Annotated in this window: 13 protein-coding genes; 5 read left to right on the top strand and 8 right to left on the bottom strand. The window is 61.8% G+C overall.

Annotated elements, in window-relative coordinates:
- The first annotated feature begins 130 nt into the window (after window positions 1–130).
- From queF to ACFPAH_RS00135, 5 genes are all read left to right on the top strand, one after another.
- Window positions 131–961, top strand: a complete 831-nt coding sequence (queF, locus tag ACFPAH_RS00155; protein WP_379738801.1) for an NADPH-dependent 7-cyano-7-deazaguanine reductase QueF — start codon at window positions 131–133, stop codon at window positions 959–961.
- 339 nt (window positions 962–1,300) lie between these two features.
- Complete coding sequence (locus ACFPAH_RS00150; RefSeq protein ID WP_379738798.1) at window positions 1,301–1,783, top strand: PTS sugar transporter subunit IIA; 483 nt, start codon at window positions 1,301–1,303, stop codon at window positions 1,781–1,783.
- A gap of 33 nt (window positions 1,784–1,816) precedes the next feature.
- Entirely contained in the window at window positions 1,817–2,752 is a 936-nt protein-coding gene (hprK, locus tag ACFPAH_RS00145; protein WP_379738795.1) for an HPr(Ser) kinase/phosphatase, read from the top strand.
- A 237-nt stretch (window positions 2,753–2,989) separates the two neighbouring features.
- Window positions 2,990–3,853, top strand: a complete 864-nt coding sequence (rapZ, locus tag ACFPAH_RS00140) for an RNase adapter RapZ (protein WP_379738792.1) — start codon at window positions 2,990–2,992, stop codon at window positions 3,851–3,853.
- A gap of 226 nt (window positions 3,854–4,079) precedes the next feature.
- The gene (locus tag ACFPAH_RS00135; protein WP_379738789.1) at window positions 4,080–5,849 is read left to right on the top strand and encodes a hypothetical protein; all 1,770 of its coding nucleotides are present in this window, start codon (window positions 4,080–4,082) and stop codon (window positions 5,847–5,849) included.
- A gap of 61 nt (window positions 5,850–5,910) precedes the next feature.
- On the opposite strand, the gene ACFPAH_RS00130 is transcribed toward ACFPAH_RS00135, so the two are convergent.
- The 8 genes from ACFPAH_RS00130 to ACFPAH_RS00095 form a co-directional block, all read right to left on the bottom strand.
- The gene (locus ACFPAH_RS00130) at window positions 5,911–6,993 is read right to left on the bottom strand and encodes an enoyl-CoA hydratase/isomerase family protein (RefSeq protein WP_379738786.1); all 1,083 of its coding nucleotides are present in this window, start codon (window positions 6,991–6,993) and stop codon (window positions 5,911–5,913) included.
- A gap of 114 nt (window positions 6,994–7,107) precedes the next feature.
- Window positions 7,108–7,461 (bottom strand): ribosome hibernation-promoting factor, HPF/YfiA family, encoded by a 354-nt coding sequence (gene hpf / locus ACFPAH_RS00125; RefSeq protein WP_379738783.1) that lies wholly within the window; start codon window positions 7,459–7,461, stop codon window positions 7,108–7,110.
- Between the two features lie 63 nt (window positions 7,462–7,524).
- Window positions 7,525–8,997 (bottom strand): RNA polymerase factor sigma-54, encoded by a 1,473-nt coding sequence (locus ACFPAH_RS00120; RefSeq protein WP_379738780.1) that lies wholly within the window; start codon window positions 8,995–8,997, stop codon window positions 7,525–7,527.
- Window positions 8,998–9,012: 15 nt separating this feature from the next.
- Window positions 9,013–9,774, bottom strand: coding sequence for an LPS export ABC transporter ATP-binding protein (gene lptB / locus ACFPAH_RS00115; protein ID WP_379738776.1), 762 nt, complete (start codon window positions 9,772–9,774; stop codon window positions 9,013–9,015).
- Window positions 9,774–10,361, bottom strand: a complete 588-nt coding sequence (gene lptA, locus ACFPAH_RS00110; RefSeq protein WP_379738773.1) for a lipopolysaccharide transport periplasmic protein LptA — start codon at window positions 10,359–10,361, stop codon at window positions 9,774–9,776. Before lptA ends, lptB begins: the two co-directional genes overlap by 1 nt.
- 15 nt (window positions 10,362–10,376) lie before the next feature.
- On the bottom strand, window positions 10,377–10,979 hold the full coding sequence (gene lptC / locus ACFPAH_RS00105; RefSeq protein ID WP_379738770.1) for an LPS export ABC transporter periplasmic protein LptC: 603 nt from the start codon (window positions 10,977–10,979) through the stop codon (window positions 10,377–10,379).
- A 36-nt stretch (window positions 10,980–11,015) separates the two neighbouring features.
- The gene (locus ACFPAH_RS00100; protein ID WP_379738767.1) at window positions 11,016–11,561 is read right to left on the bottom strand and encodes a KdsC family phosphatase; all 546 of its coding nucleotides are present in this window, start codon (window positions 11,559–11,561) and stop codon (window positions 11,016–11,018) included.
- Window positions 11,561–12,583, bottom strand: coding sequence for a KpsF/GutQ family sugar-phosphate isomerase (locus tag ACFPAH_RS00095; protein WP_379738764.1), 1,023 nt, complete (start codon window positions 12,581–12,583; stop codon window positions 11,561–11,563). The genes ACFPAH_RS00100 and ACFPAH_RS00095 overlap by 1 nt, the downstream gene beginning before the upstream one ends.
- Window positions 12,584–12,638: the final 55 nt, after the last annotated feature.

Below are 12,638 nucleotides of genomic sequence, written 5' to 3'. Positions count from 1 at the left end.
CGCATCGGCATGGTTTCACCGGCGCGACAGTCCGGACGCGCATGCAGTCCCAGAAAGGTGTACGATACGCCGCTTTGCCGCCGCCGGACGGGTATCCGCGGTGCGCACGCCGGCCCATCGAGACGAGACCATGCACAACACGCCCGATCAATCGCCACTTGGCAAATCCTCCGCCTACCAGAGCCAGTACGCGCCGGAACTGCTGTTCCCGATTCCGCGCCAGCAAAAGCGCGACGAGCTGGCCCTGACCGGCACCTTGCCCTTCTTCGGCCTCGACATCTGGAACGCCTATGAATTGTCGTGGCTGAACATGCGCGGCAAGCCGCAGGTGGCGATCGCCACCATCGGCGCGCCGGCCGATTCGCCGAACATCGTCGAATCGAAATCGTTCAAGCTGTATTTGAATTCCTTCAACCAGACCCGCGTGGCCGGCCCTGACGCGCTGCTGGCGCTGCTGCGCGACGACCTGTCGAACGCGTTCGGTGCGCCGGTCCACATCACGCTGACCGAGCCCGAGCAGTTCGGCAAGCTCAAGATGGGCGAGCTCGAAGGCTTGTCGCTGGACCGGCTCGACATCGAGATCGACGACTATTCGCCGGCCCCGCAGCTGCTCACGGCCAATTTCGACGAAGCGCCGGTCGAGGAAACGCTGGTGTCGAACCTGCTGAAGTCGAACTGCCTGGTGACGGGCCAGCCCGACTGGGGCAGCGTGCAGATCCATTACGCGGGTCCGCAGATCGACCAGGAAGGCCTGCTGCGCTACCTGATCGGCTTCCGTGAGCACAACGAATTCCACGAGCAGTGCGTCGAGCGCATTTTTGTCGACATCCTGCGCCAGTGCAAACCGAACAAGCTGGCCGTCTATGCGCGCTATACGCGCCGTGGCGGCCTCGACATTAATCCATGGCGTGCCAATTTCAGCACGGGACGTCCGCCCAACCTGCGCGGCGCGCGCCAGTAAAACGCGGCTCGCTGTGCCTTTTATGCAACAGGAACTGACGGAAAAACAACAGACAGCAGATAATTTTGACCTGCACGTTTTTTGTGCAAATGTGGGGAAACCTCGGGAAATTTGCCCTCTCTCCCCTGTTTCATTCATCCCGCATTCATTTTCGTGGCGGAAATTGCGTAGACCCTTGTGTCAGCGCAAATCGCCGCCATCTCACCGCTAGGTGAGGACTCGAAAGCGGCCGATGACAGGCGTAGGATACCGACGCGGCGCAGATTCCACGGTCCATGGATAGACCGGGCATCGGGCACCGCAATCGATTATTGTGCGCCGCAACATTAGAAGCGTGTTATGACCAACCTGAGCAAAATTCTGTCGCTTGAAAACGTCCAGCTCGACATCGAGGTGTCGAGCAAGAAGCGGGCCTTCGAACAGGCCGGACTGATTTTCGAGAACAACTGCGGCATCGCCCGTTCAACCGTGTCGGAAAACCTGTTCGCGCGCGAGCGCCTCGGTTCCACCGGCCTGGGGCATGGCGTGGCCGTGCCGCACGGACGCATCAAGGGCAGCAAGAGCCTGAAGCAGCCGATCGCCGCCTTTGTCCGCCTGGCCGACCCGATTCCGTTCGAGTCGCCCGACGGCCAGCCGGTCAACCTGCTGTTCTTCCTGCTCATCCCGGACCACGTGACCCAGCAGCACCTGGAAATCCTGTCCGAAATCGCGGAACTGTTCTCGGACGAGGCGATCCGCACGGCGCTGGCCACCGATCCCGACCCGCGCTCCGTGCACGAACGTATTATCAACTGGCAACCCAGCCTGCAAGCCATGGGTTAAACTGGGGGGCGTTTCCCCCAACCGACCACCGCCATGCTGCAGACTCCGCTTACCATCCAACGGCTGTACGACGATAACCGGGACGACCTGCAGCTGGGCTGGTTTGCGGGCTTCCCGGGCGGCGAGCGCCTGATCTCGGGCGACGTCGCCTCCGCCGCCGACCAGGTCGGCCACCTGAACCTGATCCACCCAGGCCGCATCCAGGTCTTCGGGCACCAGGAACTGAATTACTATCACCGTCTCAAATCGAGCTCGCGCAGCCACGTCATCGGCGAACTGATCGGCGGCGGCCCGCCGGCGCTGATCATCGCGCAGGGCCTGGAAACGCCGCCCGACATCCTCGCCATCTGCGACGAGCAGAACATCCCGCTGTTCTCGACGCCGCTGCCGGCGGCGCAGGTGATCGACTTCCTGCGCGTCTACCTGTCGAAGAAACTGGCGCAGCGCGTCATCATGCACGGCGTCTTCATGGACGTGCTGGGCGTGGGCGTCTTGATCACCGGCGACTCGGGCCTCGGCAAGAGCGAACTGGGCCTGGAACTGATTTCGCGCTCGCACGGCCTGGTTGCCGACGACGCCGTCGAGTTCTCGCGCATCGCGCCGAACATGATCGAAGGTCGCTGCCCGCCGCTGCTGCAAAACCTGCTCGAGGTGCGCGGCCTCGGCCTGCTCGACATCAAGGCGATCTTCGGCGAGACGGCAGTGCGCCGCAAGATGCGCCTGAAGCTCATCGTCCACCTGGTGAAACGCGGCGTGCTCGACGAGGAAGTCGAACGCCTGCCCTTCCACTTCCCGACCGAGGAAGTGCTGGGACTGCCGATCCGCAAGGTCGTCATCCCCGTCGCCGCCGGCCGCAACATCGCGGTGCTGCTCGAGGCGGCGGTGCGCAACACCATCCTGCAACTGCGCGGCATCGACACGCTGCAGGAGTTCATGGAGCGGCAACGCCAAGCCATGAGCGCAGATTGATGGCGTAGGGTGGTCGGCTCCACCCGACAATACGAATCCACGCAGCGTGAGCGCCGCCCACGCGTTCGACCCAAGGACGAACCGACGCGCACCAGGCATCAAGTCCACCCATTCCACCGGCATACGAGCCAGCAGCCCCGGCATTCGCCTGCAACTGGCGCCATCGGAACGTATTGACCCCGATCCTGCCTTTTGCCAGCACGAGACAAGCAAGTGTCGTTGGGGTATCATCGGGCCATGCACATCGTCCTCATCACCGGCATTTCCGGTTCCGGTAAATCCGTGGCCCTGAACGTCCTGGAAGACGCAGGCTACTACTGCGTCGACAACCTGCCGCCGGCCCTGCTGCCGCATCTCGTCAAGACCGTCGCGAACCAGGGCACGGCCAAGCTGGCCGTCGCGGTCGATGCCCGTTCGTCCGAATCGCTGACCGAGTTGCCGCTGACGGTCGAGGCACTGAAGGCCGACGGTCACGAGTTGAAGGTGATGTTCCTGACCTCGAGCACCCACTCGCTGGTGGCGCGCTTCTCGGAAACGCGCCGCAGCCACCCGCTGTCGCACGAGCTGCGCCCGGGCGAAAACCCGGCGTCGCGCCGTACCCTGATCGAGTGCATCGCCGAAGAGCGCGAACGCCTGGCGCCGATCGAGCAGCTGGGCCACGTGATCGACACCTCCGAAGCATCGGCCAACAAGCTGCGCGCCTGGGTCAAGGAACTGGCCGAGGCCAAGCATGCGCCGTTGACGCTGTACTTCGAATCCTTCGCCTTCAAGGTCGGCGTGCCGCTCGACGCCGATTTCGTGTTCGACGTGCGCGCCATCCCGAACCCCTATTACGACCATACCCTGCGCCCGCTGACGGGCAAGGACGCGCCGGTGATCGCCTTCCTCGACGCCCAGCCGAGCGCCACCGAAATGCTGAAGGACATCCGCCAGTTCGTCGAGAAATGGCTGCCTTCGTTCAAGACCGACAACCGCAGCTACCTGACGGTCGCCGTCGGCTGCACCGGCGGCCAGCATCGCTCGGTCTACATGGCCGAGCGCCTGGCCGCCTATTTCGGCGAGACCGAGCGCGTCGTGCTGCGCCACCGCGAGCAGTCGTAGCCGTAAGCTACGACTTTCAATGGGATTTCCCGTTTCTGCCGTAACCCATCTATAAAAATATTACACCTCATTCATATTGCTTTCTTGTTAGAATTCGATATCGACCGACAATGAAAAGCGCGTAGCAAGGCACCCGGGTGCTTTGCTATAGCTGACAATCAATTGACCCGAGTCCGGATGCAGCAATGATGTTGTTGCGTTGTCGAATCCTCAGGAGGTAACTTGCATGCCGAACCGACTCAGACTTACTAAGAACGCCCAATTCTACGTAGCAAAAGAAGGCGTGGACCTTGATTTGGGGATCTCTTCTATCTTAGCAGGCGCGATGAGTAATATAGTAGATGGGGGCGAAGTAATACTAGAAACGACTCGACAGGCACGGACCACTCCTAATGGAGTGAAGTACCTATTATCGGCCCGAGTTTTTGAGTCAGCGCGCCCTGTATATTTTATTGAAGAGGAAGTAAAGGATTCCATTTATGCTTACATAGCAGTGTTGGAATTCGACAAATACGTTGCCGCTTTCCGGAAGAGCTGCGCCAACATTAGCGATGAACTCGACGCCTGTTTAGACCTTATACACGGATCACGCCTAACATCTACTTTTGATGACGACGCAGTCGAGTACCAGAAGATAGCGCTTAGAAATATGACTGTTTCAGATCGTGCGATGCGCGCACGGTCGTTCGAGGCGGCAGATTTAAAAGGCTTGTTCTCGACGCACGCGGCAGGCCGGTCCATACCTTATTTTTTCAAAATCCGTCAGGGAGGCATCCTTAAGACCTTCTCGACAAATTCCGGGCGGTTAGTAGAGGCCTCAGAAAGAAAGTCAGTCGATGATATTGCAGAATGGTGCAACGAACAGATTCTTTCGTTGCAGAATTCCGGTGGCGAGAAATCGTTCCTAAATTCCTTCGCAAGGATGGCTATCCTCGACGAAGTATTGCAAGCAACGCAGCCAACAGCCGTTCTAATCGAAGCAGGCGTGGTAACGGATCGCATTAATAACGGAGAAATTGCACTCTGGCGTGCAAGAAAGGACAAGACGCTGGCCCCTGTTTCGGACCGCTTGCTCCATGAAATATTTTCCCGACTCGAAAAGGTTTATGAAATCGACGCGAACCTGAACATTGTCGGCTCTGAAAAAGGGGCTCGCCTTCGCCATAACAGCAAGTCTTTGACTTTGCACGTTCCATCATTAAGAAAATTTCGGATAGACGAGTTGGGCCGGACTGACTCACTGTTAAAGTACCTGACAAAAAACGGACTCTACAGTATATGCTTCGCCGATCCAAAATTTATGTATTTCATGGGCAACTGTTTTGAGGATACATCTGGAGTCTCCGAAATTGATAGTATTTTGGAAATCTTGCACCCATATCCCGTACTTAGTGCTGTTACTTCAGAAAAAGGAATGGTTACAGCTCAATCCACCTCCTTCTCGAATGATTGCGTTTTCAGTGCTGTAGAGACAATTCACGCTAACGATGATTATATTTTTTGCGATGACCTAGGAACAGAATGGGCGGACCATATAACCTTGAATAGCTCAGAGGGCACTATTACCTTTATTCATTCAAAATACGGTGACGAATCAGTATCCGCATCCAAAATGCATGAAGTAGTTGGTCAAGGCGTTAAAAATCTCGGTCATATGTTTTTCACTAAGGCGCAATTATTAAAGAAATTACACGACAAGTTCGCTTACACCTATAATTTGGACGGTGTCCAAACCAACATTAGCAGAGTTCGACAAGGCGACCCAAAAAATATTGATTTGTATCTTACGGACCTTCAACGAGACTTTCGACTGCGGCGAAAGTGCGTATTGGCCTGCTCGTTCTTGTCGAAAAACGCCATCGCAAATGAATTCACAAAAATTAAAGCTGGGCAGCAAGTAACTGGCGCAGTTGTGCAATTACTTTGGATTATTTCTTCTTTTGCCCATGCGGCGCGCGACGCGAATGTTGTTCCAGCAATATACTGTCGCGACTGATAATATAGATTTGCCGAAGGGTTATCAGTCGTGGCTGTTGACGTTACAGGTGCTTAGTTATTTATAAGTGCCGCAGCGGGTGCGCGTACGCCGGCCACACAGGCTCGAAAAAGCGCGCCACCATCTCGGGCGTCACCTCACCCAGCGTCGGCGGATTCCACTGCGGCGCATTGTCCTTGTCGATGACCAGCGCGCGGATGCCTTCGAGCACTTCGCCGTGCTCGAAATTGCGGCGCACCAGCGAGCGTTCCAGGCGCAGGCAGTCGGCCACCCCGAGCGAGGCGCCGCGCAGCAGCAGCTCGTGGGTCACGCACATCAGCAGCGGCGAACGCTGGCGCATCGCGGCCAGCGCCTTTTGCGCGAACGGGCTGGCGTCGGTCTCGAGCGAGGCCATGATCGCCGCCACCGAACCGGCGCCGAAATGGGTGTCGATCGCAGCGCGTGCCGCTTCCAGGCTGGCGGGGCCGGCATCGTCCGCATGGCCGGCGCCGAAGGCGCGGATCCTTTCCGCCAGCTGCGCGCCCGGCGTCGACGCGATCAGCGCGTTCAGCTCGCCCAGCCGCGCGCTTGGCACGAACAGGTCGGCCAGCCCGACATACAAGGCGTCGGCCGCGCCGATGGTCAAGCCCGTCAGGCCGAGATAGTTGCCGAGTTGCCCAGGCGCGTGCGACAGGAAATGGCTGCCGCCGACATCCGGGAACAGGCCGATGTTCACTTCCGGCATCGCCATTTTCGTGCGCTCGGTGACGATGCGCAGGCCGGTCTCGGGACCGCCCTGGGCAATGCCCATGCCGCCCCCCATGACGACCCCATCCATGATCGAGATATACGGTTTCGGGTAGAAGTGAATCAGGTGGTTGAGCGCGTATTCTTCGGTGAAGAAGTCTTCCAGCAGGGCGCTACCGCCGGTCGGAGGCAAGTTGCCGACCTCGTGGAAGAAACGAATGTCGCCGCCCGCGCACAGGGCTTTTTGGCTGCTGCTGGTGATCACGACGGCGGCAACGGCGGCATCGTCGCGCCAGGCCAGCAAGGTCTCGGCCAGGCGCCGCACCATGGCGAGCGACAGCGAGTTGAGGGTCTGCGGCCGGTCGAGGGTAATCACGCCGGTGCCGTTGGCAACGCGGGTCAGGACATGGTCTGTCATGGTTCTAGGGCTTGTGTGAAAGACATGCATTTTACCGAAGCCGGCGAGTACTGAGTCCCAAATGTGAAAAGGGCGCCTTCCGGCGCCCTCGTTCAGACGGTGCTTCGTTGCCGATTAGACAGCAACAGCCTCTCCGCCTTCAGGGCGGCGCTTGAGCGCCTCGTGACTATGGTTCTGCAGGATGGTCTTGTACTTCATCACCTGGCGATCCAGCCTGTCGATCAGGAGGTCGATCGCCGCATACAGGTCTTGCGCCACACTCTCTACGTGCACCGTCTTGCCGGACAGGCGCATGGTGATCTCGGCTTTCTGCCTTTTTTCTTTCTCGGTCAGGTTGTCGATGGCGAGGATCACATGGGAGTCGATCACTTGATCGAAATGGCGGGTGATGCGTTCCAGCTTGTTCTGTACGTATTCACGGATGGCGGGGGTTACGTCGAGGTGGTGACCGCTGATGGTGAGATTCATACACACTCCTTTGAAAAAGGAACGGCGTCCGTGACGCGCATGGCGCGCGCCTGGCTGCCGTCATTACAAGGATTTGCGGAGACTGACGGGAGGGATCTTGAGTGCCTCGCGGTATTTTGCAACCGTGCGGCGCGCGATGACCATGCCTTGTTCACCGAGCATTTCCGCGATCTTGCTATCGGATAATGGGTTCTTGGGGTCCTCTGCTCCTGTCAGTTGCGCAATGAGCGCCCGAATCGCCGTCGAAGAGGCTTCGCCCCCCGCTTCGGTGGCGACGTGGCTTCCGAAGAAATACTTCAGCTCAAACATGCCGTGGGGGGTCAGCATGAATTTTTGAGTTGTTACACGAGAAATGGTGCTCTCGTGTAGGCCTAGTGTATCAGCTATCTCACGAAGCACAAGGGGACGCATGGCAACCGCGCCATGGCTGAAAAAGTTGCGCTGGCGCTCGACAATTGCCTGGGACACACGCAGGATCGTGTCGAAACGCTGGCGCATATTTTTGATGAGCCATTTCGCTTCCTGCAACTGCGCGCTCATCTGGCCTTCGCCCTTGCCCTGCTTGAGCAATGCCGCGTACAGGTTATTCACGCGCAGGCGCGGCATGACTTCGCTGTTGAGCATCACGCTCCAGCCGGCCCCGTTCTTGCGGACAATAACGTCCGGTACCACGTAGTCGGAGGTGCTCGACGCAAAGGCCGCGCCCGGGTGCGGATTGCACTGGCGGATGACGGCCTGGGCTTCGCGCAGGTCTTCGTCGTCGCAGTCGAGCGCCTTTTTCAGCTTGTTGAATTCGCGCTGGGCGAACCAGGTCAGATACCCCTCGACGATTTTCAGGGCCATGCGCCGCGTCACCAGCGGCACGCCCGGCATTTGGCGGATCTGCAGGGCCAGGCACTCGCTGGCGCTGCGCGCGCCGACGCCGACCGGGTCCAGGCTTTGCACCAGCGCCAGCGCGCAACGCAGTTCCTCGATCTCGACTTCCAGCTCGGCCGGCAGGCGCGCGTGGATCTCGTCGAGCTGCTCTTCCAGGTAGCCGTTGTCGTCGATGGCGTCGATTACGAGTTCGGCCAGCGCGCGGTCGCGCGCGCTCGCGCCCGTGACCCGGACCTGTTCCGACAGGTGCTCGCGCAGCGTCACGCCGATCGCGCCCAGCTGCGGCCGGCCGTCGTCGTCGCCGTCGCCGCTGGCCGCGCGCGGTGCCTCGCCCCAATCGGCGTCGGCCTCGCCGCGCTCGACATCGCCGCCGCCGTCGAGGCCCTCGCCGGCCTCGGCGGGCGCTGCGGCTTCCTCGCCGCCCGGCGCCGGCGCCTCGGCCTGCTGGACCGGCGCATCGTTGATGGCGCCGTCGGCGAGCAGGCGCACCGAGTTGTCGAGCGGGTCGTCGATCCGCTCGAGCAGCGGGTTATCGGACAGGATCTGCTCGATCTCCTGGTGCAGTTCGAGCGTGGACAACTGCAGCAGGCGGATCGACTGCTGGAGCTGCGGCGTGAGCGCCAGGTGCTGCGAAGTCCGGAGTTGCAGGGATTGTTTCATCGGGCGCTATCGTGACTACATGCGGAAGTGTTCGCCGAGGTAGACGCGTCGTACCGACTCGTCGGCGATGATGTCGTCAGGGCGGCCCGAAGCCAGCACGGCGCCCTGGTTGATGATATAGGCGCGGTCGCAGATGCCGAGCGTCTCGCGCACGTTGTGGTCGGTGATCAGGACCCCGATGCCGCGCTCCTTCAGGAAGCGCACGATGCGCTGGATCTCGATCACGGCGATCGGGTCGACCCCGGCGAACGGTTCGTCGAGCAGCACGAAGCGCGGGTTGGTCGCCAGCGCGCGCGCGATCTCGACGCGGCGCCGCTCGCCGCCCGACAGCGACAGCGCCGGGTTCTCGCGCAGCTTCTCGATCTGCAGTTCGGCCAGCAGCGAGTCGAGGCGCTCGTTGAGCGCCGCCTTGCCCAGGGCCTTGCCGTTTTCGTCGTGCTGCAGTTCGAGCACGGCGCGGATATTGTCTTCCACCGTCAGCTTGCGGAACACCGAGGCTTCCTGCGGCAGGTAGGACAGGCCGAGCACCGCGCGCCGGTGGATCGGCAGGCTCGAAATGTCGGTGCCGTTGATTTCGATGGTGCCGGCGTCCGACGGCACCAGGCCGACGATCATGTAGAACGAGGTGGTCTTGCCGGCGCCGTTCGGGCCGAGCAGGCCGACGACTTCGCCGCACCCGACTTCGAGCGAGACGTCGCGCACGACCAGGCGCTTGCCGTAACTTTTCTGCAGCCCCCGCACGACCAGGGTGCTGCGCTTGTCGTGATCATCCTTCATTATTTTTTCCCTGCTGCCGGTGCCGGCGCGGCGCCCGCCTTGGGCGCGGGAGCCGGCGCGGTGTTGCGCGGAGCGATGATCAGGGTGCCGCGTCCGCCGCCGGCCTTGGTCTGGCCGCTCGGGTCGTTGCGCACGGCCGCCACTTCGCGCCGGTTGTCGTAGGAGATGTAGGGACCGCGGAGCTCATTCGTCACGCGCCCGTTCTCGAGTTCCTTCACGATCGCCTTCGAGAACAGCTTCACCACTTCTTCGCGCTCTTCGTATTCGATGCGCTCGGCCTGGCCCTCGATCCACAGGTCCGGCCCGCCGTCGCGCTTCTGGCGGAAGGTGGCCACGCGGCCCGGCGCCGAGGTCAGGGTGACGCTCATGTAGCCTTCCGGCGTTTCCTTGAGCAGCGCACGGTCGGACTTGAGCAGCAGCGTGCCGCGCGTGACGATGACGTTGCCGGTCAGGATGCGGGTCTGCGTGACTTCGTCGATATCGAACGAATCGAATTCGACGACGGCCTGCTTGAGCGAGTCCGCCTTCTCGGCCGAGGCCGACAGCGACAGCAGCGAAAGGAAGGCGGCGGCAAGCAATTTTTTCATGTGGTTTCGTTCCTGTTATTGGGTGGTCGCACCGTTCGGGCGCGGCGGGTAGACGATCTTGCCGCGCCCGCCGAGGTGCAGCTTCTGGGCCGGGTTCTCGGCCACCAGCCCGATGCCTTCGGCCGTCGCCGCGCCGAGCGTCATGCGTACCGGGCGCTCGGTCTTGATGATTTCGTCGTCGGCCAGCACGGTCAGCGCGTCGGTCTGGGCGTGCAGCGCTTCGCTGGTCGGGGTCGCCGGGCGCAGGATGTCGACCTTGCCGATCAGTTCGACGCGGTTCTCGCCATGAAACACCTCGCCGCGCTCGGCGTCGAGCGTCATGCGCGGGCGGCCCGGCGCCATGCTCTCGACCACGGGCCGGGTCACCACCGACATGTCGGGCCCCGGATGGTGCACCAGGCGCTCGCCGGACATGACGTAGCGCGGCGAGCCGGTTTCGGTCATGCGCACGAAACTGAAGTTCTCGACGATGTAGTCGGGCTCGTTGAGCGCATTGGCGCCGCTGGCCGCGTCTTCCGACTGGATCGCCTGCAGCAGCCAGAAACTGCCGAACGCGAAGAACACCGCCGTGAGCATCAGCCCCAGCGTGCGCCAGCGGTGCGCGGTGCGTTTGTTCACGTAGGTGGCCATAGGGTGTCCGGGTCCGTGTCCGTGTTACGCAAAATACGGGGCAAGCGCCTGTTCGTAGCTGCCCTGGGCGCGCATCACGAGATCGCAGACTTCGCGCACGGCGCCGCGTCCGCCGCCCGCCTTGGTGACGTAATGGGCGCGGTGCTGCACCTCGGGGTGGCCGGTGGGCACGGTGACGGCGAAGCCGACCTTGGTCAGCAGCGGCAGGTCGATCACGTCGTCGCCGATGTAGCCGCACTGCTCGGCCGCGAGACCGGTCTGCGCCAGCAGCTCGGCAAACGCGACGCGCTTGTCGTGGAAGCCCTGCCAGACGTGGGTGATGCCCAGGTCCCTGGCGCGGGCATTCACGATCGGCGAATTGCGCGCGCTGATGATGGCCGTGGCCACGCCCGTCTTTTGCAGCAGCTGGATGCCGAGGCCGTCGAGCACGTTGAAGGTTTTGGTGACTTCGCCGTCCGGACCATAGGTCAGGCTGCCGTCGGTCAGGATGCCGTCGACGTCGAAGATCATGACCTTGACGCGCGCGGCGCGTTCCATGTGGGCCAGAGGTGTGATCGATGCGGTCATCATCAGATCACCTTGGCGCGGGTCAGGTCGTGGATGTGCAGCGCGCCGACCAGCACGCCGCTCGAGTCCACCACCAGCATCTGGTTGATGCGGAATTCTTCCATGATCGCCACCGCGTCGACCGCCAGCTGGTCGGGGTGGACCGTGCGCGCGCCGGCGTGCATGACGTCGCGAATGGTCAGCTTGGAGAAGTCCTGCTCGCGTTCGATCAGGCGGCGCAGGTCGCCGTCGGTGAACACGCCCAGCGGCTTGTAGTCCGGGTCGACGATGGCGGTCATGCCCATGCCCTTCTGGCTCACCTCGAGCAGGGCGCGGGCCAGCGGCAGGTCGGGGGCGACGGCGGGGATCGCGTCTCCGCTGCGCATCACGTCGCGCACGTGGGTCAGCAGGCGCCGGCCCAGCGCGCCGCCCGGATGCGAGCGCGCGAAGTCTTCCTCGCGAAAGCCGCGCGCGTCGAGCAGCGCGACGGCCAGCGCGTCGCCCAGGGCGAGGGTGACCGTGGTGCTGGCGGTCGGCGCCAGGTTCATCGGGCAGGCTTCCTTGGCCACCGAGATGTCGAGGTGGACGTCGCTGAGGAGCGCCAGGCGCGATTGCGGCTTGCCGGTCATCGCGATCAGGGGCGCGCCCATGCGTTTGACCACCGGCAGGATGTCCATCAGTTCCGACGATTCGCCGGAGTTCGAGATGGCGATGAACACGTCCTGCGCCGTCACCATCCCGAGGTCGCCGTGGGCGGCTTCGCCCGGGTGCACGAACATGGCCGGGGTGCCGGTCGAGGCGAGCGTGGCGGCGATCTTGCGGGCGATGTGCCCGGACTTGCCCATGCCGGAGACGACCACGCGGCCGGTGCAGGCATACAACACTGCGACGGCGCGTACCAGGCTGTCGTCGGCGTCGAGCCGCGCGTGCAGGGCAGAAATGGCTTCGGCTTCGATCGCCAGCGTCTCGCGCGCCAGCGCCATCACGCGCCTGGACTGGTTCTCGTCAAAACTGTTCGGCATTGTTTTTTCATCGGTTACACTCATCCCGGAAGTATAAACGAATTGCGAAAGCAAAAAACTTGCCAGTCGTAACAAACTA

The organism is Massilia sp. GCM10023247 (genome assembly GCF_042653325.1).
GTDB lineage: Bacteria > Pseudomonadota > Gammaproteobacteria > Burkholderiales > Burkholderiaceae_D > Telluria.
The sequence above is the reverse complement of the archived record's forward strand: the minus strand, read 5'-3'. Positions and strand labels throughout refer to the sequence as shown.